Consider the following 23,554-nt stretch of genomic DNA (forward strand, 5'->3'; position numbering starts at 1 on the left):
TCGGGCAGTATCGGGGGCGTGAGCAGCTATCCCGAGGCGAAGATCCCCAGCACCCTGTTCGACGACCCGGAGCGCGAGGCCCGGTGGCGCGCGCGATTCACGGCTCCGCGGGTGTCCCTGCCCGACTGGGCCCGGGACGCGCCGCAGCGCAGCCTGTACGTGTCGAACTACAGCGGAACCTGGGAGATCTACGCCTGGGACCGCGACTCCGACGAGCACCGACAGGTCACCGACCGTCCACAGGGGACTTTCCACGGAACGCTCTCGGTCGGCGGCGACAAGATCTGGTGGTTCGACGACACCGACGGCGACGAGTTCGGCAGCTGGATCGCGGAGCCCTTCGAGTCCGGGAGCGCTGAGCCCGCGATGCCCGGCACGCACCCCGGATACCCGGCGGGGCTGGAGCTCGGCAGCTCGGTGACCGCGCTCGGCATGTCCACCGACGACGGCGTCACGGTGTGGGTGGCACGCGACGGCGGCGCGCCCGAGGTGCTCTACGAGCACGAGCAGGACGGCGGGCTCGCCGCGATGTCCTGGGACGAGACCATGCTCGTCCTCTCGCACTCCGAGCACGGCGACTCCCGGCACCCCGCGCTGCGGGTGCTGCGCACCGACCGCTCCCCCGTTGCCGAGAAGTGGGACGGCTCCGGCAAGGCCCTCGACGCGCTGTCGTTCGCTCCGGTCGCGGGCGACCCGCGGCTGCTGGTGCTGCACGAGCGCCGCGGCAAGGAAGAACTGCTGATCTGGGACGTCGTCACCGACACCGAGACCGAGATCCGGCTGGACCTGCCCGGCGAGGTCTCCGCGGACTGGTTCCCCGACGGCAAGGCGCTGCTCATCGCGCACACCCAGCACGCGCGCACCACCATGCACCGCTACGACCTGGAGTCCGGCGAGCTCACCGAACTCGCCACCCCTCCGGGCACGGTCGCGGGCGCTTCCGTGCGGCCCGACCACGCGGTCGAGTACGTGTGGTCCTCGGCCGCCACCCCGTCCCTGGTGCGCACCGTCTCCGCGACCGGTGAGGACCGGGTGCTGCTCACCCCGCCCGGCGAGCGGCCGCCCGGCACGGAGGCCGTGTCGGACGTGTTCGTCGAGATCCCGGACGGCCCGAACGAGTCGGTGCACGCGCTGGTCGCGCGGCCGGAAGGAGCCGGGGACGGTCCGATGCCGACCGTCTTCAACTTGCACGGCGGCCCGCACGCGGCTGACGAGGACCGGTTCTCCGCCTACCGCGCGGCCTGGCTGGACGCGGGTTTCGCCGTCGTGGAGATCAACTACCGGGGCTCCACCGGGTACGGGTCGGCGTGGCGCGACGCGATCGAGGGCCGTCCCGGCACCACCGAGCTGGAAGACGTCGCCAAGGTGCACGACTGGGCGATCGAGACCGGGCTGACCACTCCCGCGCTGAGCGCCGTCGCGGGCGCGTCGTGGGGCGGCTACCTGACGTTGCTGGCCCTGGGCACCCAGCCGGAACGCTGGGCCGGCGGCGTCGCCGGCGTTCCGGTGGCCGACTACGTCTCGGCGTTCGCGGACGAGATGGAACCGCTGCGCGCCTACGACCGGGCGCTGTTCGGCGGCTCCCCGGAGGAGATCCCGGAGGTCTACGAGAAGGCGTCGCCGATCACCTACGTCGACCAGGTCCGCGCACCCGTCCTGGTGCTGGCCGGCGACAACGACCCGCGCTGCCCGATCCAGCAGATCCTCAACTACCTGGACCGGCTGGGCGAGCGGGAGGTCCCGTTCGAGTTCTACCGCTACGACGCGGGGCACGGATCGCTGGTCGTCGCGGAGACCCTGCGCCAGGTCGCGACCGAGATCGACTTCGCCCGCCGCGCAGTCGGCCTCGCCTGACCAGCCGCCCCCGGCTTTAGCCCTAACTGAGCCGACATTTCGGACATGATCATGGCTCGGTTCGGACTAAAACCGGGGGCTGCCCACAAGTAGTGGTATCGGTCTCGGTCCGGGGTCGGAATATCTCGTTCCGAGCGGCTGTCGTTCCGGGTGTGAGCCACCTCTTCGAACCGATCAAGCTGCGTGATCTGACCGTCCGCAACCGCGCGTGGGTCTCGCCGATGTGCCAGTACTCGGCCACCGACGGCGTGCCCAACGACTGGCACCTGGTGCACCTGGGCCAGTTCGCCATCGGTGGCGCCGGCCTGGTCATCGCCGAGGCCTCGGGCGTCGTGCCGGAAGGCCGCATCAGCCCGAACGACACCGGTATCTACAACGACGAGCAGGTCGCCGCCTGGCGCCGGATCAACGACTTCGTGCACGCGCAGGGCGCCGCCACCGGCATCCAGCTCGCGCACGCCGGGCGCAAGGCCTCCACCGGCCGGCCGTGGGACGGCGGCACCAGCGTTGACGAGTCCCAGGGCGGCTGGCAGACCGTCAGCTCCACCGCGAACGCCTTCGGCGACCTGACCGCTCCCCGCGCCCTCACCACCGAGGAAGTCGGCGAGCTGCCCGGCCAGTTCGCCGCCGCCGCGCGTCGCGCCGACGAAGCCGACTTCGACGTCATCGAGCTGCACTTCGCGCACGGCTACCTGGCGCACCAGTTCTACTCGCCGCTGGTCAACGACCGCACCGACGCCTACGGCGGCGATTTCGAGAACCGGGTCCGGGTGCTGCTGGAGATCACCGATGCGGTGCGCGAGGTCTGGCCGGAGTCGAAACCGCTGTTCGCCCGCCTGTCGGCCACCGACTGGGCCGAGGGCGGCTGGACCGGCGACGACTCCGTGCGCCTCTCGCGCCTGCTCGCCCAGCGCGGTGTCGACCTGATCGACGCTTCGACCGGTGGTGCGATCCCGGACGCGAAGATCCCGGTGCGCTCGGGCTACCAGGTCCCGTTCGCGCGGCAGATCAAGCTGGACGCCGAGGTCCCCACCGCCTCGGTCGGCTTGATCACCGCACCGGAGCAGGCCGAGGAGATCGTCGCCTCCGGTTCGGCCGACGCGGTGCTGCTCGGCCGCGAGCTGCTGCGCGACCCGCACTGGCCCATCCACGCCGCCGACCGGCTTCGCGGGGACAGCGTCTGGCCGGTGCAGTACGAGCGAGCACGCTGAAGCGCGAGGTGGGGAAGTTCTCATGAAAACTTCCCCACCTCCCGTTCACGCGAGCTGGGCCTGCCACATCCAGTGCGACTTCTCCAGGTCGCTGGCGATGGCGATGAGCAGGTCCTGACTGACCAGGTCGGTCTTGTCGGTCTCGTCGATGCGCTTGCGCAGGCGCGCGATGACCTCGCCCAAGCAGCCCACGACCGCCTCGATCACCTGGCCGTCGGTGCGCCACCCGGACGGGAAGTCCGGCAGTCCCGATCCCTTGGCGACGGTCGAAGCCCGTCCGTCCGGGGACACGCCGATCGTCACGGCGCGCTCGGCGACGTCGTCGGCGAATCCGCGAGCGGCGGTGACCAGCTCGTCGAGCTGCAGGTGAACGTCGCGGAAGAACTTGCCCACGACGTTCCAGTGCGCCTGCTTGGCGACCAGGTGCAGATCGATCAGATCGAGCAGGGTGTCCTGCAGGGCCCGCCCGGTGATGTCGCTGTCCGAGTCGTTGAGCGGGCTGGTGATCGGCCCCGCGTTCTTCGCAGCACTCTTCTTCGCCGGGCTCTTCTTCGAATCGGCCTTGGATGCGCTCTTCTGGGCCATGGGTTCGCACAACCTCCTCAGAAACGTGCAGACCCGCATCAGGGTGCTTGTCCTGAGGTACCCGCGCACTTCGGGCGATTACACCCGCTGCGCGGTGAACTCCACCACCTGTCGCCCGATGGTGCGCAGGGTGGCGGCGACCTTCTCGTCCTCGCAGGCCCCTCCGGGGCCGAAGCGGGTCTCCGCGGAGTTCACGGCTCCGCCCAGCGGCGTCGGCCAGCCGCGCAGCGCGTGCACGACCGAGCGCAGCGCCTGCAGCGTGGTCACGGACGCCTGCCAGCCGTAGGCGACGCCGATGCAGCCGACGGCTCGCCCGTCGAGGTAGGGCCGGTCGTCGTCGCGGAGGTCTTCGACGTAGTCGAGGGCGTTCTTGACCAGGCCGGACACCGTTCCGTGGTAGCCGGGAGAGGCGATCAGCACCCCGTCGGCCGCGCGCAGGGCCTCGACCAGCTCGGCCGCCTGAGCGGTGCGCTCGGTCATGTGCGGGTCGTAGAACGGCAGCACCAGGTCAGCACCGGTGATCGCCCGGACCTTCGCACCCGCTTCCCTCGCGCCCTCCAGCGCGGCGTGCAGCACGCGCTCGGACTGCGAGTCGGGACGGACCGAGCCACCGACCCCCACCACGGTCACCGTCATGTGCCGATCCTTTCACCCGAACCTGGGATGTGTCGCCCCGTTGCGCCTGTCCGGGGTCACGCTAGAACCTCCAGTCCGCTGGAGGTCAAGATCGGCGAACGAGGATCGGCGACTTGGCTACTTGCGGGTAACGTAAGACACGTCCACCACCTTCCCGGGAAGGCCACGCTCATGCCCAACGTCATCGAAGCGCTGCAACCCACGCTCGAAGGCGCCGCGATGCGCGCCGTTTTCGCTCTTCCCCAGCCCCTTCGTCGGCTGATCGCCGGCCGTCCGATCCAGCTCGACGGCCAGGAACTCGCGCTCGACGCGCAACTGCTGCTGAAACTGCAGAAGCTGACCGGCCAGAACGGGCTGGCCGCCGCGACGGCGGAGAAGGCCCGCGCCGGAATGGCCCACGCGACGAAGATCACCTCGGGCGCTCCGCTGCCCGGCGTAGTCGTCGCCGAACGGAGCATCCCGACCGGCGACGGCGCTCTGCCCGCCCGCCTCTACCGCCCCAAGGACCTCACCGAAACGAGTCCGCTGCTGGTCTACTACCACGGCGGCGGCTGGGTGATCGGCGACCTGGACAGCCACGACGACCTGTGCCGATTCCTCGCGAAGCACGCGGGGATCAGGGTGCTGTCGGTGGACTACCGGCTGGCGCCGGAACACCAGTTCCCCGCGGCGCTCGACGACGCGCTCGCGGCCTACTCCTACGCCGTGGACAACGCCGCCGAGCTCGGCTCGGCGGGCGACGCGATCGCCGTCGGCGGCGATTCCGCGGGCGGCAACCTCGCCGCGGCGGTGGCGCAGCAGACGACCCGATCGGGCGGGCAGAAGCCGGTGCTGCAGCTGCTGCTCTACCCGGCGGTGGACGCGACCCAGCGGCGCCGCTCGCGGGAGCTGTTCAGCGACGGGTTCCTGCTCACCGACCACGACATGGACTGGTTCTTGGCGCAGTACTCGCCGGACGAGGCGCACCGCCACGACCCGAGGCTGTCGGTGCTGCTCGCCGACGACCTCGCGGACCTGCCGACCGCGTACGTGGTGACCTGCGGGTTCGATCCGCTGCGCGATGAGGGCGAGGCCTACGCGAAGGCGCTGTCGGACGCGGGCGTTCCCGTCGTGGCCCGGCGCTTCCCGGACCTCATCCACGGGTTCACCAACATCCGCCCGGTCGGGAACCGCTTCGAAGAAGCCCTCTTCGAGATCGTCGGCACCGTCAGGGCAGCCCTGGACCTGCGCAAGGTCTGACCCTCCCGGCACTCGCCGAAGCCTCGCGGGGCGTCGGCGGGTGCCGCGTTCCCAGTTTTAGTCCAAACCGAGCCATGATCATGTCCGAAATGTCGGCTCAGTTATGACTAAAACTGGGAACTGGTGAGGGATCGACGGGCGTCAGTCGGGTTGGGCCAGGAGGTCTTTGAGGCGGGCTAGGAGGTCTTCGCGGCTCGTGGAGCCGAGGCGCTGCTTGATCCGGCTGATGTGGTGCTCGACCGTCTTCGCCGAGATGAACAGGCGCTTGCCGACCTGCTTGTAGGTCAGGCCCGCCACCACCAGCTCGGCCACTTCCTTCTCCCGCTCGCTGAGCATCTCCGAGTCGGAACCGGTGGCGTTGACGGCGCGCGGTCGCGGCGGTTTGCCCTGCAGAGCGCGGGCGCACTCCAGCAGCGCGAGCATGGCGCGGCGGTCCTGGGTGCGGATCGCGGCCTGCCCGGCGAGGCGAGCCCCGTCCCAGGCGAGTCCGGCTCCGTGGAGACCGCGGGCGATGCGCTCGACCTCCTCCTGGTCGACCTCGCCGCCGAGCACCCGCAGCCACATGCGAGCGGCCTCGGCCATGGCGCCGGCGAGCGCGTTGTGGTGCGCGAGGGCGTCGAGCCGGTCGGCGAAGCGGTGTGCCGCGTCGATCTCCTCCAGGACGATCGCCGCCTGCAACCGCTTCCAGACCAGCATCGAAGTCCACAGTGGAGGGTTGCCGAGCCGGTCCAGCAGCGCCTCGGCCTCGTTCAGGTACGGAGTGATCCACTCCTGATCCCGCAACCGGGCCGCGGCGACCACCAGCTCGCCCAGGGGCAGCAGCGAGAACAGGTCCACCGAGTGCTCGGCGGCGACCTGCCTGGCCTGCGCGCGGGCGTGGGCGAGGGCGGTCATGTCGTTGTCCCGGCTGGCGATTCCGGCTTCGATCGCAGTCGCCATCAGCCGGTCGCGGGCCGCCATCTCGCCCGTTTCCGGGATCTTCGCGCGAGCGGTGACGGTGTCGCCCTTGACCAGCGGGAGCCACGCGGCGAGCAACCGGTGCCGGTTGTGCAGCAGAGCGCCGCCGGTCCCGGTCTCCACCGCGCGGTCCAACGTGGACTGAGCCACCTCGAGCTCGCCGCAGTGCAGGGCCACCAGCGCGGCGACCGCCGCCGGGGTGTCGGGAACCATGACGCCGCGACCCAGCGGATCGGACAGCGACGCCGCGCGGACCAGCGTGGACAGCGCGGTGGTGGCCGAGCCCACGACGGATTCGCGCACGCCCGCGGCCATCTGGGTGGCGGCACCCGTCATCGAGGTCGGCGGCCCCGCGTCGTCGCCCGCCCGGAGCAGTTCCTCGGCCTCGGCCAACCGGCCGGCGCCGATCAGACCGACGGCGGCGAACGCCTTGTCACCGGACCACCGCAGCTTCGCCGCCGACCACCGGCACAGCTCCGCCGAGCGCTCCAGGAGTCCGCGGTGGGCGAGCACACCCGCCGCGACCTGCACTCCCAGCTCGCGGTCCGGCGCGTTCTCGTCGACGATCACCCGATCGGCCAGCCGCAGCGCCTCGTCCAGATCACCCGCCACGGCCGCCGCCCTGGCCTGACGGGCGATCACCGAGTCGGCCGGAACTCCGGCCGACACCGCGGCCGCGAGCAGCCTCCCGGCCAGGTTCGGGGCGACCTGCACGGCCTCGTCACCGGCGCGCTCGAACGCCTTGGCCAGCGTGGCTTCCGGCAGCAACGCCATCGGAGCCTCCAGCAGCGGCGCGACCAGCGGGAGCACCGGGCCGCCCCGGGAGAGCTGGATTTCCACCAGTTTTCGCGTGATGCGCAGCCGGAGTTCCCACGGCGTCAACCTGAGCACCGCGGCGCGCACGATCGGCAGCAGCACGTCCTCGGCGCCGAGCATCGCTCCGGATCGCATCGCGGCCAGCACCGCGCCGACCTGCGGGCTCTCCGCGCCGACCACGGCCGCGAGCAGGTCGGGGTGCGCGGCGGCGCCGACGGCCATCGCCGTGGCGCACGCCCAGCCGGTCTCGCCTAGCTGGTCCAGGTCGTGCTGGAAGTGGTCGAGCGCGCGAGCAGGCAGTTCGGCACGTCCGGGGACCGCCTCGGCCAGCAGGCGGGTGACGTAGCGCGGGACTCCGCCGGTCTGGGTCTGCACCCACCCGACCCAGTCCAGCGCGCTGCCCCCGGTGCGCTCGGCGATCTCCTCCAGCCCGAGGGCGGCGAGCAGCACGGGAGCGCCGAGCTCACCGATCAGCTCACCCAGGGCCGCGCTGCGAGGACCCGGACGATAGGCGACCACCAGCCGGACGCCGGGCCTGCGGGCGATGTCGGCGAGCCGCAGCAGCAGCTCGTCGTCGAGCCGGTGCGCGTCGTCGACGAGCACCGCGCCCTCCCCGGCCCTGTCGAGGTCCCGAACGCCCAGCACCGGCACGCCCGCCTCGCGGTAGGCGGCGGCGATCGCGTCGAGCGACGCGGTCTTGCCGAACCCGCCCGCGCCCTGGATCCCCGCCACGACCGGCGAATCCGGGGAGGACTCGATGGCCGACCGCAATCCTGCCGCGTGCCCGTCCGGGACCAGGGCGGCGCGGGATGTCGTCGAGTGATTCACGCCTGCCTTCCTTGTCGTCCGGTCACCTGGTCTGGCGGTCCTGATCAATGGGCTGACGGTGGCGAGGTCGGATCAGGTTGCGCGGTATGCCGTTCCGTTAACGAGTTCGCGGAGCTGGAGCTACTTGAAGAGTTCCACCACACCGGTGATGGAGTGGTCCTTGGTCATGACGGTGATCACGATGCCGACGGCGACCAGCAGGACGGCGACCACCAGCTTGATGATCTTCATGCGCTTCGCCCGCGCTTCGTCGGGCGGCTCGATCGGCAGCGGCTCGACCTCGATGGGCGGACGTTCGACGGGCTCGGGTTCGTCATCGACGTCGTCGACGGCGTCGAAGCCCTCGACGCGCATCAGCACGCTCGTCTCCGCGACCGCGCCCCGATCGGTGTCGGTGGACAGCACCTGCTGCGCGGCCAGCGCGGCACCGCCCGCGGCGGTCAGCTCGGGCGCCACGTCGACCAACGGCGGAGCCTGCAGCCGATCGGAGACCAGCTCCTTGAGCAGCGGGGTGCGCGCGGTTCCGCCCGCCAGGAGCACGGTGTCGACGTCGTCCGGGCGCAGCGACGCCGACTGCACGGCCTGCGAGATCAGCTCCGGAACCCGCTCCAGGTGCGGACGGGCCAGCTGCTCGTACCGGGCTCGGGAAATGGCGAACTCGGTGCGGACGCCGGGCAGGTCCACCCACATCGACACCCCGGCCTGGTGCGAGAGCGCCTCCTTCGCCCGCACGCACTCGGCGCGCAGCTGGGCCAGCGTTGCCCGTTGGTTGACGTCGGAGGCGTCCAGAGCGCCGAGCTGCGTCGAGAACTGCTCGCCGACCAGCTCGAACAGGGCGTCGTCGAGGTCCTGGCCGGAGGGGTGGTCGCTGGTCAGCGGCGAGCCGACCACCTCGAACGTCCGCTGACGGCGGCGCAGCACGGTCGCGTCGAAGCCGCTGCCACCGATGTTGGCGACGACGAGCGGGTGCTGCTCCTCCACGCGCTGCTTGCTCGCGTAGTCGAGGGCGACCGCCGTCGGCTCGGGGATCAGCGTGACGTCGGTGAGCCCGAGCTGGGCCAGCGCCTGCTGCACCAGGTGCACGCGGTGGGGACCCCAGGTCGAGCTGTGGGCGACGGCGATGTGCTCGGGCGGGTGCCCCTGCCGCTGGGTGACGGTGTCCGAGACCCACTCGATCATCGCGGCGACCAGGCGCTGGGCCGGCACGAAGTCGCTGCCGACCACCAGCGGCAGGTCGTCGCCGAGCCGGCCGGTGAAACCGCGGGCGACCCACTCGTGGTGGCTGACCTCCTGCCGGGCGGCGGCCTCCCCTGCCACGAAAGATCCGTCCTGGACCTTGCACAGCACGGTGGGCACCACCGGACCGCTGGTCGCCAGGGGCACGGGCGCCGTGGCCGTCCAGCGACCACCGTTGCGCCTGGCGGTTGCAGCGGTCGTCACCGTCGCGCCCAGGTGAACGCCCAGGACGTAAGGCATGCAATCCCTTCGTATCACCGGCTGGCCGCGTGCCAGGTTCCCCGATCGAGGGTCTAGCGCACGGCTGGGGTGTACACAATTTAGCCGCATCCGATTACGGAGCGGTTCCTGACTCCCCTCACTACCCCCCAACGGGCTACCCAACCGATCCCCTAATAGAGATTTCGATGACTAGGAGTCGTACCCGATGGCTAGGGGGCCGGTCGTCCCTACGGTGATCAACACAGGAGTGAGGGAACGGCACGACCTCACTCGGTCCACCTAGCCGAGTACCGCTGAGCATCGGGAGGTCCGACGATGGCGAACCCTCAGCACCCCTCTGGTCAAGCCGAGTCCCCCATCTCCGACCCCGGGACGCACTCCAACTCCGGCCTGTCCGCGGAACCGACGCTGCACGAGTTCCTCACGCGCCTCGTCAGCGACCCGGCCGCACGGTCGGCCTTCGACGCTGATCCGCAATCCACGCTGGACCAGGTCGGACTCGGGGAAATGAGCGCGACAGACGTGCTTCAAGCCACGTCGCTGGTCCTCGACTACGCGCCGGTCGAGGTGGTCAACGCGTACGACCGCTCACTTTCGAGCAGCGTCGAGAAGTACGCCGCGAGCAACCAGCACGTCGCGATCACTGAAATGCATCCCGCACATCCACACGAGCAGGAAGAACTCAGCATGCTGCAGAACACCCCCTCTGACGACTTCGGCCCCGGCGGCGACGTCGACGCCCAGCTGCCTGCCCCGGCCCCCGCTCCGAGCGGCGACACCAACGTCGACATCGAGCACAACGACGTCGACTCGCACAACGTCGTCAACGTGCACGACGTGCTCTCGGGCAACGAGATCCTGTCGGGCAACAACATCAACATCGGCGACAGCCTCGACCTGTCCTCGACCGTCGGCTCGGTCACCAGCACGGCGACCCACGTCTTCGACGGCTCGGTCGACGTGGTCGGCAACGCCACCAACGTCGTGGGCGACGTGGCCTCGGGCAACGTCACCGACGTGGTGGGCGACGTGACCTCCGGCGACGTCACCGACGTGGTCAACAACGCGCCGATCGTGGGCGACGTGGCCGCCAACGTGACCCAGGCCGTGGGCGACGCCCCGGTCGTGGGCGACGTCGTGGGCGACGTGACCTCCGGCGACATCACCGGCATCGCCGGCAACCTGACCTCCACCGTCTCCGACGCTCCGGTCGTGGGCGACGTGGTCGGCAACGTGGCCTCGGGCGACGTCACCGGCATCGCCGGCGACCTCACCTCCACCGTCTCCGACGCTCCGGTCGTGGGCGACGTGGTCGGCAACGTGGCCTCGGGCGACGTCACCGGCATCGCCGGCGACCTCACCTCCACCGTCTCCGACGCTCCGGTCGTGGGCGACGTCGTGGGCAACGTGACCGGCGCCGTGGGCGACGTCCCGGTCGTGGGCGACCTGGCCGGTGCCGCCACCGGTGCCGCCACCAGCGGTGACCCGCTGGGCGTCGTGGCCGGCGTCCCGGTCGTGGGCGACGTCGTGTCCACCGCCACCAGCACCGTCGGCTCCGTCCCGGTCGTGGGCGACGTCGTGGGCGACGTGACCTCCGGCGACGCCGCGGGCGTTGCGGGCACGCTGACCGACGCCGGCCAGAACGTCCCGCTCGTGGGCGACGCGCTGGGTGACGTCACCTCGGGCGACGTCACCGGTGCCGTGAGCAACGTCCCGGTCGTCGGCGAGGTCGCCGACACCGCCACCGGCACGCTGGGCGGCGTCCCGGTCGTGGGTGACGTGGCCGCGGGTGCCGCGGGCGGCGACCTGGTCAACAACCTGCCGGTCGCGGGCGACGCCCTCGGCGGCGACGCCCTCGGCGGCGTCACCGGCACGGTCACCGACGCCGTGGCCAACGTCCCGGTCGCCGGCGACCTCGCCAGCTCCGTGACCGACACGGTCGCCGGTGGCGACGTCTCCGCGCTGCCGGTCGACGACCTCGGCTCCGCGCTGCCCACCGACGCGCTGCCGGTCGAGGACGTCACCTCGGCCCTGCCGCTGGGCGACGCCGCTCCGCTGGCCCCGGTCGGCGACGTGGTCTCGCACCTGCCGGCCCCGAGCGACCTGCCGGTCGCGGGTCCGATCGTCGGCGAGCCGCTCGAGGACCTGACCAACACCGCCACGGACGCGCTGCCGCTGGACGGCCTGCTCTGATCGCTCTCCGCGACTGAGCCTTGAGAATGCCGGGATCCGCCCCCTTGAGCGGATCCCGGCATTTTTCACATTCCGACACATTTCGGGTTCTCAACAACACGCCGAGTGCTCGATAACCATGCGAGTTCAACCTATTGGGTTTCTCTAACTGCCCCGGCACGACACAATGGCCGCCGTGATCGAGACGGCGTTGGTGGAACTGATCGATCGCGCTACTGCCGAGTGCGCCGAGCAGCAGCGCGCCGATCTGCACGGCCGCCTGCGCCAGATCAGGACCAGAGTCCTCGACCCGACCCAGCTGGTGCTGGTCGTCGGCGAGTCGAAGCAGGGAAAGTCCGCGCTGGTCAACGCCGTCGTGAACGCGCCCGTCTGCCCGTCGGGCGACGACGTCACCACCACGGTGCCCACGCTCGTGCGCTATTCCGACGAGCCCACCGCGCAGCTGATCGAGCAGGAACCCGCGCGCGGCCCGCTGGCCCTGGACCGCACTCCGGTGCCGATCGACCAGGTCCGCGAGCACATGGAGCGCGCCGCCGCGAACGGCCGGCCGGTGACCCGCGGCGAGATCGGCATCCCCCGCGCGGTGCTGCAGAACGGTCTGGCGCTGATGGACACGCCAGGTGTGGGCAGCATCTCATCGTTCCTCACCAGCACAACACTCTCCGTGGTCGCCGAGGCCGACGCGCTGCTGATGGTGTCGGACTCCACCCAGGAACTGACCACCAACGAGCTCGCGTTCCTCAAGCAGGCCACCGCGCTGTGCCCGAACATCGCGCTGGTGATGCCCAAGATCGACCGGACCCCGCACTGGCGAAAGGTGCTGGAGGTCAACCGGAAGCACCTGAGCAACGCGGGCGTCTCGGCGAAGCTCTTCCCGGTCTCGGCGGACATCCGGATGCGCGCGATGCAGTCGCGCAACACCAACCTCAACGCCGAGTCCGGTTTCCCGCAGCTGCTGGAGTTCCTGCAGACCGAGCTCGCCGGCCAGCACGAGCAGTTCACCCGACGACTGGTGGCGCACAACGTCTCCGAGGCGTTGACGCAGATCAACGACTCGCTGCGGGCCGAACTCGCGGCCCAGAACCCGCGCACCGCCGCCGAAACGCTGGTCGAGCTGGAAACCGCGCAGCGCAGGGCCGAGGACCTGCGCCGCATCTCGCAGCACTGGCAGAAGACGCTCAACGACGGCATCTCCGAGCTGTTCACCGACATCGAGTACGACTTCCGCGAGCGCACCTGGGCGGTGCTGCACGAGGTCAACGAGATCTTCGAGGTCGCCGACCCGGTGACGATCTGGGACGACTTCACCCGCTGGCTGCAAGCCCGGCTCACCGACGCGATCACCGAATCCTTCGGCTGGCTGGAGCAGCGGCAGCTGCGGCTCGCCGAGACCGTGGCCGATCAGATGCCACCGCAGCAGCAGAGCGGTCCGCCCGACCTGAACCAGGTGCTCCCCCCGGACCCGTTCGACGACATCCCCGAACCGAAGCTGCCGACCGGCGCCGATTACAAGAAGTTCGACCAGGCCCTCACGGGTCTGCGCGGTTCCTACGGCGGCGTGCTGATGTTCGGGCTGATCACCACCGCGGCGAACCTCCCGCTGGTGAACGTCGTGTCGATCTCGGCCGGTGTCCTGCTGGGCAGCAAGAGCCTCAAGGAAGAGAAGGACATGCGGTTGCGCCGCCGCCAGACCGAGGCCAGGAGCAACGTGCAGCGGCACATCGAGCAGGTGATCTTCCAGGTCAACAAGGACTCGAAGGACACCATCCGCGCGATCCACAAGACTCTCCACAAGCACTTCACCCGGATCACCGAGGACGCCCAGATGGACATCAGCCAGTCCATCCAGGCGATCAAGCGGTCCGCCGAGCGCAGCGCGGTCGATCGCGACCAGCGGGCGCGCGAGATCAAGCAGAAGCTGGAGGAGATCACGGTGCTGCGCCGGCGGGTCACCCAGCTGACGCAGAACCGGATCACCGCCGCATGAGCGCTGAAGCACTGCTGGAGCGGGCGAAGGGCCTGCTGCTGCGGACGATGACGTTCTACCGCGACGACCCGCGCACGTCGACGTGGCTGCGCGACAGGCTGGAACGGCTCGACCAACCGCTGCGGATCGCGGTGAGCGGGCGGGTGAAGTCGGGCAAGTCGACGCTGATCAACGCCCTGATCGGCACGGACCTGGCACCGACCGACGCCGAGGAGCGCACCCAGGTCACGACGTTCTACCAGTACGGCCCGGAACCGAAGATCATGGTGCACACGCCGCACGGCGCGGTGCAGAACATCCCGGTGTCCACACTGGACTCCACGACGATCAGGGACCTGCAGCACTGGCGGCCGGACGAGGTCTCCCGGCTGGTCATCGAGTCCCCGACCCCGGGGCTGCAGGCGATCACGCTGATCGAGACGCCCGGTGTCGCCTCCGCCGCGGTGCAGGAGACCGGTCGCTCCGCGCTCGCGCAGATCCTCTCCGAGTCCGACGCCGTCCTCTACCTGACCCGCTACCCGCGGCAGACCGACCTGCAGTTCCTGCAATCGGTCAACGAGCTGCAGACCGCCCGCAGCGTTCCGATCAACACCGTCGTCGCGTTCTCACGCGCCGACGAGACCGGCGACGGTGGCAGCGACGCGCTCGCGGCGGCCCAGCGGATCGCCGAGCGCTACCGCACCGACCCGACCTTGAGCGCGTTCGCGCAGCACTTCATCCCGGTGGTCGGCCTGCTGGGCCAGGCGTCGTCGACGATGACCGAGGACGACTTCAAGGTCCTCGCCTACCTGGCCCGGCTGTCCGACAACGACCGGGACACGCTGCTGCTGTCGGCGGAGCGGTTCATCAAGGCCGGCCTCGAGGCCGTGCCGTCGGAGATCCGGCAGCGGCTGCTGGAACGCTTCGGTCACTTCGGCATCGCCCGCTCGCTGGAACTGGTGCGCGGTGGCGCCGACACGGCGCAGCAGCTGCAGCAGGAGCTGCTGGAGATCAGCGGGCTCACGACCCTGCAGGAGACGGTGCACTCGCAGTTCGTGGAACGCCAGGACGCGCTGCGCGCCCGGTCCGCGCTGCTGGCGGTGGACATGGTGCTGCGCGCCAACCCGCGGCCCGGCGTGCAACAGCTGCTCGGCGAGTTCGAGCGGGTGCTCAGCAACGCCCACGAGTGGAACGAGCTGCGCGTCCTGTCGGCGCTGGACTCGGGGCAGGTCAGGTTCTCCCGCCCGTTGCAGGCCGAGGCCAAACGGCTGCTCGGCGCCTCGGGGCATTCGGCGCAAGCCCGCCTCGGCCTGGACGGGTCGGCGATGGGCGCGGACCTCGCCGACGAGGCCACCACCACGTTGTCGCGCTGGCGCGAACAGGCGGTCAACCCGCTCCTGGACCGCGCGCACCGCGACGCCGTCCGGACCGTCCTGCGCAGCGCGGAACGCGTGATCCTGCACCAGATCCAGAACCAGGGCCAGCCGCAACCCCACACCGCCCACCGAGGCCAGCAGGCACAGGCCCAACAGGCACAAGCGCAGCAGCAGGCCGAGGCGGAGCGCGCCCGCCAGGCCGCGGAGGCCGAGCAGGCGCGGCGCGCTGCGGAAGCCGAACAGGCCCGCCAGGCCGCCGAAGCGGAGCGGGCGCGTCAGGCCGCCGAAGCCGAACGCGCGCGTCAAGCGGAGCAGGCCCGCCAAGCAGCAGAGGCCGAACAGGCCCGTCAGGCCGAACAGTCCCGCCGAGCCGCCGAAGCCGAGCGCGCTCGCCAGGCGGCGGAAGCGGAGCAGGCACGCCAAGCCGCCGAGTGGGCGAACCAGTCCCGCAGCGCGGACGACCCCAGCAGGACCCCGGCCACCCAGTTCCTGCAGCAGCACGACCGCCCGACGGGACGCCGCGCACTCCGCGAAGGCGCGAGCAACGCGACCAGCACGGGCGGCCGACGGCGGGCCCCCGAGCCCGACGAGCGGGCCGGCCGGTCCCGCTCCAGCGTCAACCAACCCACGGGCAGCCACGCCAAACCGGACCCCGACGCGCCCTCCCACCACGTCGACCCGACCCCCTCAGGCCGGCACTCCCGGAACTGAACCCACGGTTCCGAAGCGGTCTAGGGGCTGTTGAGGAATGCGGCAGAGCCGCCGTTTCAGGTGTGGGACTCAGCCCGCACCGCCGCGGGTTCTGATCGCCTTCGTGGCGAGTACGCCGGGACGCGTATGTCCGCCCCCTGGGTAAGCGGAATACTCAAGGAGCGGCGCACGGAGTCCACGAAGGCGATCAGGTTCCGCTACCCGCACCGCCACGCAAAACAACCCATCAACAGTCCCTAGAGGGGTAGGTCCCTGAGGGTTCGGTGGAGCTGGTCGATGAGGGGCCGGCGGCGTGCGAGCAGGTCCGCGGCCGCGGGGTCGGGGGCGACCTGGGAGTCCGCGGCGACGAGTTCGGCGGCGTGCGCGAGGGAATCGATCTCGCCCAGGGCGCGCCATGCGAGGAGCACCGCGCCGAGACCCGATCCTCCGCTGCCCTCCGCCAGGTCGACGTCCATGTTCAGGGCCGAGGCGATGGTCTCGGCCCAGACCGGACTGCGGAAGCCACCGCCGGTGGCGCGGACCGCGCTGACCTCGGCGCCGGTGTCGATCACCGCGTCGCGAACCAGGGCGAGCTGCTGGGCGACTCCCTCGATGACGGCACGGGTCATCTCAGCGCGACCGTGCGAGCGACGAAGACCGAGGAAACCACCGGTCAGACCCGGTTCCCACCAGGGGGCGCGCTCGCCGAGCAGGTACGGCAGGGCCATCAACCCGTCAGCGCCCGCCGGGACCCCGGCGGCTTCGTCGAGCAGGTCCGCGACGTCCACACCGAACGTCTCCGCGGCCCACTGGCCGACGACGGCGCCGTTGCTCACCGCGCCGCCGATCACCCACAGGCCGTCGGCCAGCGCGTAGCTGAAGGTGCGGCAGCGCTCGTCCACGCCCGGCTTCTCCCTGGTCACCCGCAGCGCGCCGCTGGTGCCCAGCGACAGCGCGGCCACGCCGGGCGACACCGCGCCCACACCGAGGTTGGCCAGCGGACCGTCACCGCCGCCGAGCACCACCGGCAGTCCGGCCGGGAGTCCGACGGCCTCGGCGACCTGCGATCCGAGCGGGACGGACGCGGTCGGATCGCGCAGTTCGGGCAGCTGCTCGGCGCGGATCCCGGCGACCTGCAGCGCAGGCTCGTGCCAGGTCAACGACCGCATGTCCTGAAGACCGCTGCCGGAGCTCAGCGAGTGCTCGGTGACGAATTCGCCGGTGAACGCGGTGACCACGAAATCCTTGAGCGCGCACCAGCGTTCGACCTCGCCGATCTCACCCCCGCCCGAGGTCAGCCAGGCCAGCTTCACCATGACCGACTGGGTGTGCACGGGAGTTCCGGTCGCCCGGTGCAGCGCGGAGGACGTCTCCGGCTCGGCGCGCAGTCGCGCGGCGACCTCGGAAGAGCGCGTGTCGGCCCAGTTGAACGCGCGCGTGGCGGGCTCGCCACGGGAATCCAGCCCGACCAAGGTGTGCATCGCGCTGCTGAACGACAGCCCGGCGACCTCGTGCCCCTGCTCCCGGGCCCACGCCACGCACTCGGTCAGCGCCTCGATCGCGGCCCTCAGCACCTCGGCGGCATCCTGGGTGGCCTCACCCTGTTCGTCGGTGCGCAGCGGATACCCGCGCTCGGTGGTGTGCAGGACCCGCGCATCGGTTCCCGCGGCGACGACCTTGGTGGCGGTGGTGCCGAGATCGACACCCAGCACGACCGGGACAGAGCTCATGCCACGAACCTATCCGCCCAGATCGCACCAGCTCAGCCCAGGCAGGGTGCCCAGGATCACTCCCGCTTCGACGACCCGGCCCGCTTTCGGAGCACATCAAGATCGACCCGCAGGTCGAAAGGCCGCTCCGTCATGAACACACCCGTACCGTTGAAGATCTCCTTGTACACACCGTCGACGAGTACGTTCGCCGTCAGCTTCGGACGCGATTCGACGTCGAGGATCCAGTACGCCGGAATGCCTGCCTCCGCGTACTCGGCACGTTTGACGAGATTGTCGACCCGCTGAGTTCCGGGCGAAAGCACCTCTACTGCCAGCGCCACGTCCTGCCCGTACAGCTTGATTCCCTCCTCCGCCCGGTCCTCGCTCATGACAACCACATCCGGAATCCGCACGGTTGGCGGATACCTTTCCGTGAGCACGATTTCCGCCTCGGGGAGGGAAGTCCAGCCCTCAGGCAAGACCTGGTCGAGGGCATGGGTGAGACGTTTGATGGCGAGTTGGTGGTAACTGATGGCTTTCGGGGTCGCTTGGAGGACGCCTTCCTGGAGCTCGTAGCGCCGCGAGTTGTCCTCGGGGAGCACGTCGAACTCCGCCAAGGTCATCAGGTGGTCGGGCCAGGTCATCACGGACATGCCTCCACTAATAACCGCGCCGATCACGCGCTCCAAGCTCCGCGGAGAACGAACGCACGTTCGAGTGCTCTTTGAATCCACCGCACAGCAACAATAAGGGCGCCCACCCCCTGCGGCCAGGGAGAAGGCGCCCTTATCGGCGAAAGTGATCAGGTCACTTGGCGAGGGTTTCGGCGATCTCGTAGGTGTTGAGCGCCGCGCCCTTGCGGAGGTTGTCCCCGCAGACGAAGAAGTCGAGCGTGTTCGGGAAGTCCAGCGCCTGGCGGACGCGACCGACGTGGGTCGGGTCGCCGCCGACGACGGCCGCCGGGGTCGGGAACACCTCGTTGTCGTGGTCGTCGTCCAGCACGATCGTCGGCTGGTCGGAGAACAACTTGTGCGCCTTCTCGACCGACACCTCGCGCTCGAAGGTGGCGTGCACCGCCAGCGAGTGCGTGGTCAGCACCGGGACGCGGACGCAGGTCGCGGAGACCTTCAGCTCCGGGATGCCCAGGATCTTGCGGGACTCGTTGCGGACCTTGAGCTCCTCGGAGGTCCAGCCGTCGTCCTTGCGCGAACCCGCCCACGGGACCACGTTGAGCGCGAGCGGCGCCTTGAACGGGGTCTCGGCGGACAGACCTGCCGCGGCCAGGGCGTCGGCGACGTCCCCGCCGCGGACGCCGACCTGCTTGCCCGCCACCGCTTCGAGCTCCGCGTACAGCCGGTCGATGCCATCCTGACCAGCGCCGGAAGCGGCCTGGTAGGAGGAGACGACCAGTTCGCGCAGACCGAACTCGCGGTGCAGCGCGCCCAGCGCCGCCATCATCGACAGCGTCGTGCAGTTGGGGTTGGCGATGATGCCCTTGGGGCGCTCGTGCACCTTCTCGGGGTTGACCTCGGGCACCACCAGCGGCACCTCGGGGTCCATCCGGAAGGCGCCGGAGTTGTCCACGGCGATGGCACCGCGCGAGTGCGCGATCGGTGCCCACTCGGCGGAGACCTCGTCCGGCACGTCGAACAGCGCGATGTCCACGCCGTCGAACGCCTCCGGGGCCAGGGCGACCACGGTGTTGTCCTCACCGCGGACGGTGATCTTCTTGCCCGCCGAGCGCGGCGAGGCGATCAGCCGGATCTCGCCCCACGGCACCGAGCCGCGGTTGTTGATGATGTCGATCATGACGGTGCCGACGGCACCGGTGGCGCCGACGATCGCGAGCGTGGGACCGGAACTCATCAGCGACCACTCCCCGCGTACACGACCGCTTCCTCGTCGCCGCCGAGCCCGAACGCCGAGTGCAGCGCGCTCACGGCGGTGTCGAGCTGGGTGTCCTGGATCAGCACCGAGATGCGGATCTCCGAGGTGTTGATGATGTTGATGTTCACGCCCGCGTTGGACAGCGCCTCGCAGAAGGTCGCCGTCACGCCCGGGTGCGAGCGCATGCCCGCGCCGACCAGCGAGACCTTGCCGACCTGGTCGTCGTAGACGACCTCCTCGAAACCGACCTCGGAGGAGATCTTCTCGAGCTCGGCGACGGCGAGCTCACCGTTGCTGCGCGCCACCGTGAAGGTGATGTCGGTCTTGCCGGACGCGGTGCCGGAGACGTTCTGCAGCACCATGTCGATGTCGATCTCGGCGTCGGCGACCACGCGGAAGATGCGGCCCGCGACGCCCGGGTTGTCCGGCACACCGCGCACGGTGACCTTGGCCTCCGACCGGTCGTGCGAGACGCCGGTGATCATCGCCTGTTCCACGGAAAGGTCCTCCACTGAACCGGACACTGTCGTGCCGGGCTTGGGCGAGTAAGACGAGCGGACGTGCAGCGGCACGCCGTAGCGGCGGGCGTACTCCACCGCGCGCAGGTGCAGCACCTTCGCGCCGGTGGCAGCCATCTCCAGCATCTCCTCGAAGGTGATGTGGTCGAGGTGCTTCGCGTCGGGCACGATGCGCGGATCCGCCGTGTAGACGCCGTCCACGTCGGTGTAGATCTCGCACACGTCGGCGTTCATGGCAGCGGCCACCGCGACCGCGGTGGTGTCCGAACCGCCACGACCCAGCGTGGTGATGTCCTTGGTGTCCTGCGACACGCCCTGGAACCCGGCGACGAGCGCGACCTGGCCCTCGGCCAGCGCCTCCTGGATGCGGCCGGGCGTGACGTCGACGATCCGGGCGTTCTGGTGCGCCGAGGTGGTGACCATGCCGGCCTGCGAGCCGGTGAACGACTGGGCTTCCACGCCGAGCGACTCGACAGCCATCGCGACCAGCGCGTTGGAGATCCTCTCCCCCGCGGTCAGCAGCATGTCGAGTTCCCGCTCCGGCGGTGCCGGGTTGACCTGTTTGGCGAGGTCGAGCAGCTCGTCAGTGGTGTCACCCATCGCGGAGCAGACGACCACGACGTCGTTGCCCGCTTTGCGGGTCTCGACGATGCGTTCGGCAACCCGCTTGATGCGATCAGCACTCTCGAGTGAGGAACCGCCGTACTTCTGGACGACGAGCGCCACGTGAAACAAACCTCCTCGACCGCTGCGGCCGTCCCGGGCACGGGTTGTCCCCGCGCTGACACCGGGTGGACGAAGAGCATCGGGACACCCGGTGTGGGATGCGCCCTCCGCCCCGCGACCGGCGGGAGGCAGCGTCGGTCGATCACGACCGAAACGGCCTTCTACCAGGTCGCTCCGCTGCCGGACTAGCCTACCGACCACCGGGGGTGAACCCCAATCACGAACGTCACGTCTACCCTGTTGGACGCGATTGTCGACAAGAGCGGAGCGTAGGGTTGTCCACCACGCGAGGCGCGCTGGAACCACCCCTGGGTGATACCGGAAACACTGCGGCTACGCAGCGGAAACAACGGACTTCGACGACGAGTGGTCGCGCTTCGCTGGGCACACCGCAGCAACGCCGTTTGATCATCGCGCTGACCCCGGCTGTGGTCTACCTCGCAATCCGGCTCGTGGGACTGCTGGTGCTGTCCTGGCTCTCCGCGGTCAACGACGACTCGCTGCTGGACAACCTCAACGCCTGGGACGGGCAGTGGTACACCGAGATCGCGGCCCACGGTTACGGCGGCGTGAACCGGAGCATGGTGGACGGCTTCGGGAACCGGAACCCGGAGACCCCGCTGGCGTTCTTCCCCGGATATCCGCTGCTGATCATGGCCGTCGAGCTGCTCCCGGGCGTGACCACCCTCGGCGCGGCGATCATCGCGAGCCTCATCTGCGGTGTGGTCGCCGCTTACGGCCTGGCGCGGCTGGGCGAGCGTCTCGGCGGGACCCGCCGGGTCGGCCTGCTGCTGGTGGTGCTGTTCGCCGCGGCACCCATGTCGGTCGTGCTGTCGATGGCCTACTCGGAGGCCCTGTTCTGCGCGCTGTCCATCTGGGCGCTGATCGGCGTGGTCGAGCGCAACTGGCCGCTGGCCGGGCTCTGCTGCACGGCCGCCGGCCTGATCCGGCCGACCGCCGCCGCGCTGATCGGCGTGGTCGGGCTGGCCGCGGTGATCGCGATCGTGCAGCGCAAGGACTCCTGGCGGCCGTGGGTGGCGGTCCTGGTGGCCCCGATGGGAATGCTCGCCTACATCGGCTGGGTCGGACTGCAGACCCACAAGCTCACCGGCTACTTCGAGCTCCAGGCGCGCGGCTGGTCGTCCGCGTTCGACGGCGGCGCCAAGACCGCGCAGTTCGTGGTGGAAGCGCTGACCGAGGACAAGTCGGTCTTCGAGACGTTCACGGTCTGGGTGGTGCTGGCGGCGGTCGTGCTGCTGGCGCTGTGCGTCTGGCACCGGCTGCCGTGGCCGCTGGTGTTGTTCGCCGCGGCCGTCCTGGTGCTGGACCTCGGCTCGGACGGGCTGATGTACTCCAAGGTGCGGTTGATGTTGCCGGCGTTCCCGCTGCTCATCCCGGTGGCGATCGGGTTGAGCAAGCGCACTCCGGCGACGGCCGTGACGACGGCGGTGCTGCTCGTGTTCTTCGGCTCCTGGCTCGGCGCCTACTCGCTGACCGCATGGGATTACGCCATCTGAGACGGGCTCGCTGAACGACTCTGGAGGTTTCGGTGACCGGACCGGACAAGACGGCGGACTCCTCCGTCCCGCTGCACCCGCTGCTGGCCGAGCGCTGGAGCCCGCGCGCGCTGGACCCCGCGGCGACGATCGGCGACGCGCAGTTCACCGCGCTGTTCGAGGCGGCCAGGTGGGCCCCGTCCTGGGGGAACACGCAGCCCGCGCGGTTCATCGCCGCCCGACGAGGCGAACCGGCCTTCGACCGGATCCACGGCACGCTCTCCCGAGGGAACAAGGGCTGGGCCGGCGACGCGGCGGCGCTGGCGATCGGCGTCGCGCAGTCGGTCAACGAGGAGGGCGAGCCGATGCCCTACGGCGAGTACGGGCTGGGGCTGGCCGCGCAGAACCTCGTCCTGCAGGCCGTCGCCGAGGGCTTCCACGCGCACCAGATGGCCGGTTTCGACCGCGCGGCGGCCCGCGTGGAGTTCGCCATCCCGGACGACTTCGAGCCGCTGGTCGCGATCGCCATCGGCGACCTCGGCAACCTCGACGACATGCCGGAACGGCTCGTCGAGAAGGAGCTCCGGCCCCGCTCCCGCAAGCCGCTCAGCGACCTCGTCTTCACCGAATCCTGGGGTGCTCCCCGCTTCTGACCATCACCTCCCGCAGGGTTCGAATTTCGCGCGAAATTCGAACCCCTCACTCGGCCTGGTGTCGTGCGAGGGCCGCAACGCCTCCGACTCCCGGGATGAGGGCGAGCCAGCGGGCTCGGGCCGGGATCGCGGTGAGCGCTGCCGCGATCGTGATCAGGTAGGCCGTGCCGTGCAGCGGGCCCAGCAGTGAGCTGATCGCGGGCACGTGGATCGTGACGAGGTTGACCAGCAGCAGCGCCAGCGTCAGCGCTTCCGCGATCGCGGCGATCTTGAGCGCGCGCACGGTCAGGCCCCCGTGGACGAGCCGGGGCGCACGATCATGAGGACCACCACGGCGGCCCAGATCAGGTTGAAGATCTCGGTGGTCATCGTCAGCCGCTTGGCGGTCGCCGCGACGGGCTCGGTGAGCATCGCGGACTGCGCGGGGAGGATCACGAGCGCCAGCAGCGCGGCCGCGATCAGCGTCAGCCCGATCGAGATCAGCAGCCAGGGATCGGCCACGACTCCCATCTGCAGCGCGGTGGCCAGGCCGAACACCGGGACCGCGAGGCCGGCCAGCGCGTAGCCCCGGCAGATCCGGTGCAGCAGCCGAGGCGCGCCCGAGTCCGGTTCGGTGCGGGCGTAGCGGGGGAACAGCGAGGCGGCGACCGCGATCGGCCCGATCAGCACGATCGCGGCCAGGACGTGGACCGACAGCAGCAGCGCGGTCATCGAGGGACCTCCGACATATAGGTTGGCAGGCAATATATACGT

The 23,554-nt window shown here is 70.3% G+C and carries 18 protein-coding genes; 8 read left to right on the top strand and 10 right to left on the bottom strand.

What is annotated here, in order from left to right:
* Positions 1–18 precede the first annotated feature (18 nt).
* Both FHU35_RS15295 and FHU35_RS15300 read left to right on the top strand, forming a co-directional pair.
* A complete protein-coding gene (locus FHU35_RS15295; RefSeq protein ID WP_145740150.1) occupies positions 19–1,854 on the top strand; it encodes a S9 family peptidase in 1,836 nt (611 codons plus the stop codon).
* Between the two features lie 152 nt (positions 1,855–2,006).
* Positions 2,007–3,065, top strand: coding sequence for an NADH:flavin oxidoreductase/NADH oxidase (locus tag FHU35_RS15300; protein ID WP_145740153.1), 1,059 nt, complete (start codon positions 2,007–2,009; stop codon positions 3,063–3,065).
* Between the two features lie 45 nt (positions 3,066–3,110).
* On the opposite strand, the gene FHU35_RS15305 is transcribed toward FHU35_RS15300, so the two are convergent.
* Positions 3,111–3,650, bottom strand: coding sequence for a Dps family protein (locus FHU35_RS15305; RefSeq protein WP_145740156.1), 540 nt, complete (start codon positions 3,648–3,650; stop codon positions 3,111–3,113).
* 78 nt (positions 3,651–3,728) lie between these two features.
* A complete protein-coding gene (locus FHU35_RS15310) occupies positions 3,729–4,286 on the bottom strand; it encodes an NADPH-dependent FMN reductase (RefSeq protein WP_145740158.1) in 558 nt (185 codons plus the stop codon).
* A 171-nt stretch (positions 4,287–4,457) separates the two neighbouring features.
* On the opposite strand from FHU35_RS15310, the gene FHU35_RS15315 reads away from it, so the two are divergent.
* Entirely contained in the window at positions 4,458–5,525 is a 1,068-nt protein-coding gene (locus tag FHU35_RS15315) for an alpha/beta hydrolase (RefSeq protein ID WP_145740161.1), read from the top strand.
* 141 nt (positions 5,526–5,666) lie between these two features.
* On the opposite strand, the gene FHU35_RS15320 is transcribed toward FHU35_RS15315, so the two are convergent.
* Both FHU35_RS15320 and FHU35_RS15325 read right to left on the bottom strand, forming a co-directional pair.
* Entirely contained in the window at positions 5,667–8,126 is a 2,460-nt protein-coding gene (locus tag FHU35_RS15320; RefSeq protein WP_145740163.1) for a helix-turn-helix transcriptional regulator, read from the bottom strand.
* Between the two features lie 120 nt (positions 8,127–8,246).
* On the bottom strand, positions 8,247–9,602 hold the full coding sequence (locus FHU35_RS15325; RefSeq protein ID WP_145740165.1) for an Hsp70 family protein: 1,356 nt from the start codon (positions 9,600–9,602) through the stop codon (positions 8,247–8,249).
* 297 nt (positions 9,603–9,899) lie between these two features.
* Between FHU35_RS15325 and FHU35_RS15330 the strand changes: the two genes are divergently transcribed.
* The 3 genes from FHU35_RS15330 to FHU35_RS15340 all read left to right on the top strand — a co-directional run bounded on the left by FHU35_RS15330 (position 9,900) and on the right by FHU35_RS15340 (position 15,830).
* Positions 9,900–11,777: an IniB N-terminal domain-containing protein gene (locus FHU35_RS15330; protein ID WP_145740167.1), complete on the top strand. Its 1,878-nt coding sequence runs from the start codon at positions 9,900–9,902 to the stop codon at positions 11,775–11,777.
* Positions 11,778–11,943: 166 nt separating this feature from the next.
* Entirely contained in the window at positions 11,944–13,764 is a 1,821-nt protein-coding gene (locus tag FHU35_RS15335) for a dynamin family protein (RefSeq protein WP_246110336.1), read from the top strand.
* The gene (locus tag FHU35_RS15340; protein ID WP_145740171.1) at positions 13,761–15,830 is read left to right on the top strand and encodes a dynamin family protein; all 2,070 of its coding nucleotides are present in this window, start codon (positions 13,761–13,763) and stop codon (positions 15,828–15,830) included. The genes FHU35_RS15335 and FHU35_RS15340 overlap by 4 nt, the downstream gene beginning before the upstream one ends.
* A gap of 236 nt (positions 15,831–16,066) precedes the next feature.
* On the opposite strand, the gene FHU35_RS15345 is transcribed toward FHU35_RS15340, so the two are convergent.
* The 4 genes from FHU35_RS15345 to FHU35_RS15360 form a co-directional block, all read right to left on the bottom strand.
* Positions 16,067–17,539 carry a gluconokinase gene (locus tag FHU35_RS15345; protein ID WP_145740173.1) on the bottom strand — a complete coding sequence of 491 codons (1,473 nt, stop codon included), beginning with the start codon at positions 17,537–17,539 and terminating at the stop codon, positions 16,067–16,069.
* 56 nt (positions 17,540–17,595) lie between these two features.
* Complete coding sequence (locus FHU35_RS15350) at positions 17,596–18,201, bottom strand: Uma2 family endonuclease (RefSeq protein WP_246110337.1); 606 nt, start codon at positions 18,199–18,201, stop codon at positions 17,596–17,598.
* Between the two features lie 127 nt (positions 18,202–18,328).
* On the bottom strand, positions 18,329–19,387 hold the full coding sequence (locus FHU35_RS15355) for an aspartate-semialdehyde dehydrogenase (RefSeq protein ID WP_145740177.1): 1,059 nt from the start codon (positions 19,385–19,387) through the stop codon (positions 18,329–18,331).
* Positions 19,387–20,652, bottom strand: coding sequence for an aspartate kinase (locus FHU35_RS15360; RefSeq protein WP_145740179.1), 1,266 nt, complete (start codon positions 20,650–20,652; stop codon positions 19,387–19,389). The genes FHU35_RS15355 and FHU35_RS15360 overlap by 1 nt, the downstream gene beginning before the upstream one ends.
* Positions 20,653–21,056: 404 nt before the next feature.
* Here FHU35_RS15360 and FHU35_RS15365 point away from each other — a divergent pair, with 404 nt between their 5' ends.
* Positions 21,057–22,169: a hypothetical protein gene (locus FHU35_RS15365; RefSeq protein WP_246110338.1), complete on the top strand. Its 1,113-nt coding sequence runs from the start codon at positions 21,057–21,059 to the stop codon at positions 22,167–22,169.
* A 32-nt stretch (positions 22,170–22,201) separates the two neighbouring features.
* Positions 22,202–22,801, top strand: a complete 600-nt coding sequence (locus FHU35_RS15370) for a nitroreductase family protein (protein WP_246110339.1) — start codon at positions 22,202–22,204, stop codon at positions 22,799–22,801.
* Positions 22,802–22,847: 46 nt separating this feature from the next.
* Here FHU35_RS15370 and FHU35_RS15375 read toward each other — a convergent pair whose 3' ends face one another.
* Positions 22,848–23,084 (bottom strand): DUF3817 domain-containing protein, encoded by a 237-nt coding sequence (locus FHU35_RS15375; protein ID WP_246110340.1) that lies wholly within the window; start codon positions 23,082–23,084, stop codon positions 22,848–22,850.
* A 2-nt stretch (positions 23,085–23,086) separates the two neighbouring features.
* A complete protein-coding gene (locus tag FHU35_RS15380; protein WP_145740185.1) occupies positions 23,087–23,512 on the bottom strand; it encodes a hypothetical protein in 426 nt (141 codons plus the stop codon).
* Between the last annotated feature and the right edge of the window lie 42 nt (positions 23,513–23,554).

Origin of the sequence: Saccharopolyspora dendranthemae, from assembly GCF_007829955.1 — a bacterium.
Taxonomy (GTDB): Bacteria; Actinomycetota; Actinomycetes; order Mycobacteriales; family Pseudonocardiaceae; genus Saccharopolyspora; species Saccharopolyspora dendranthemae.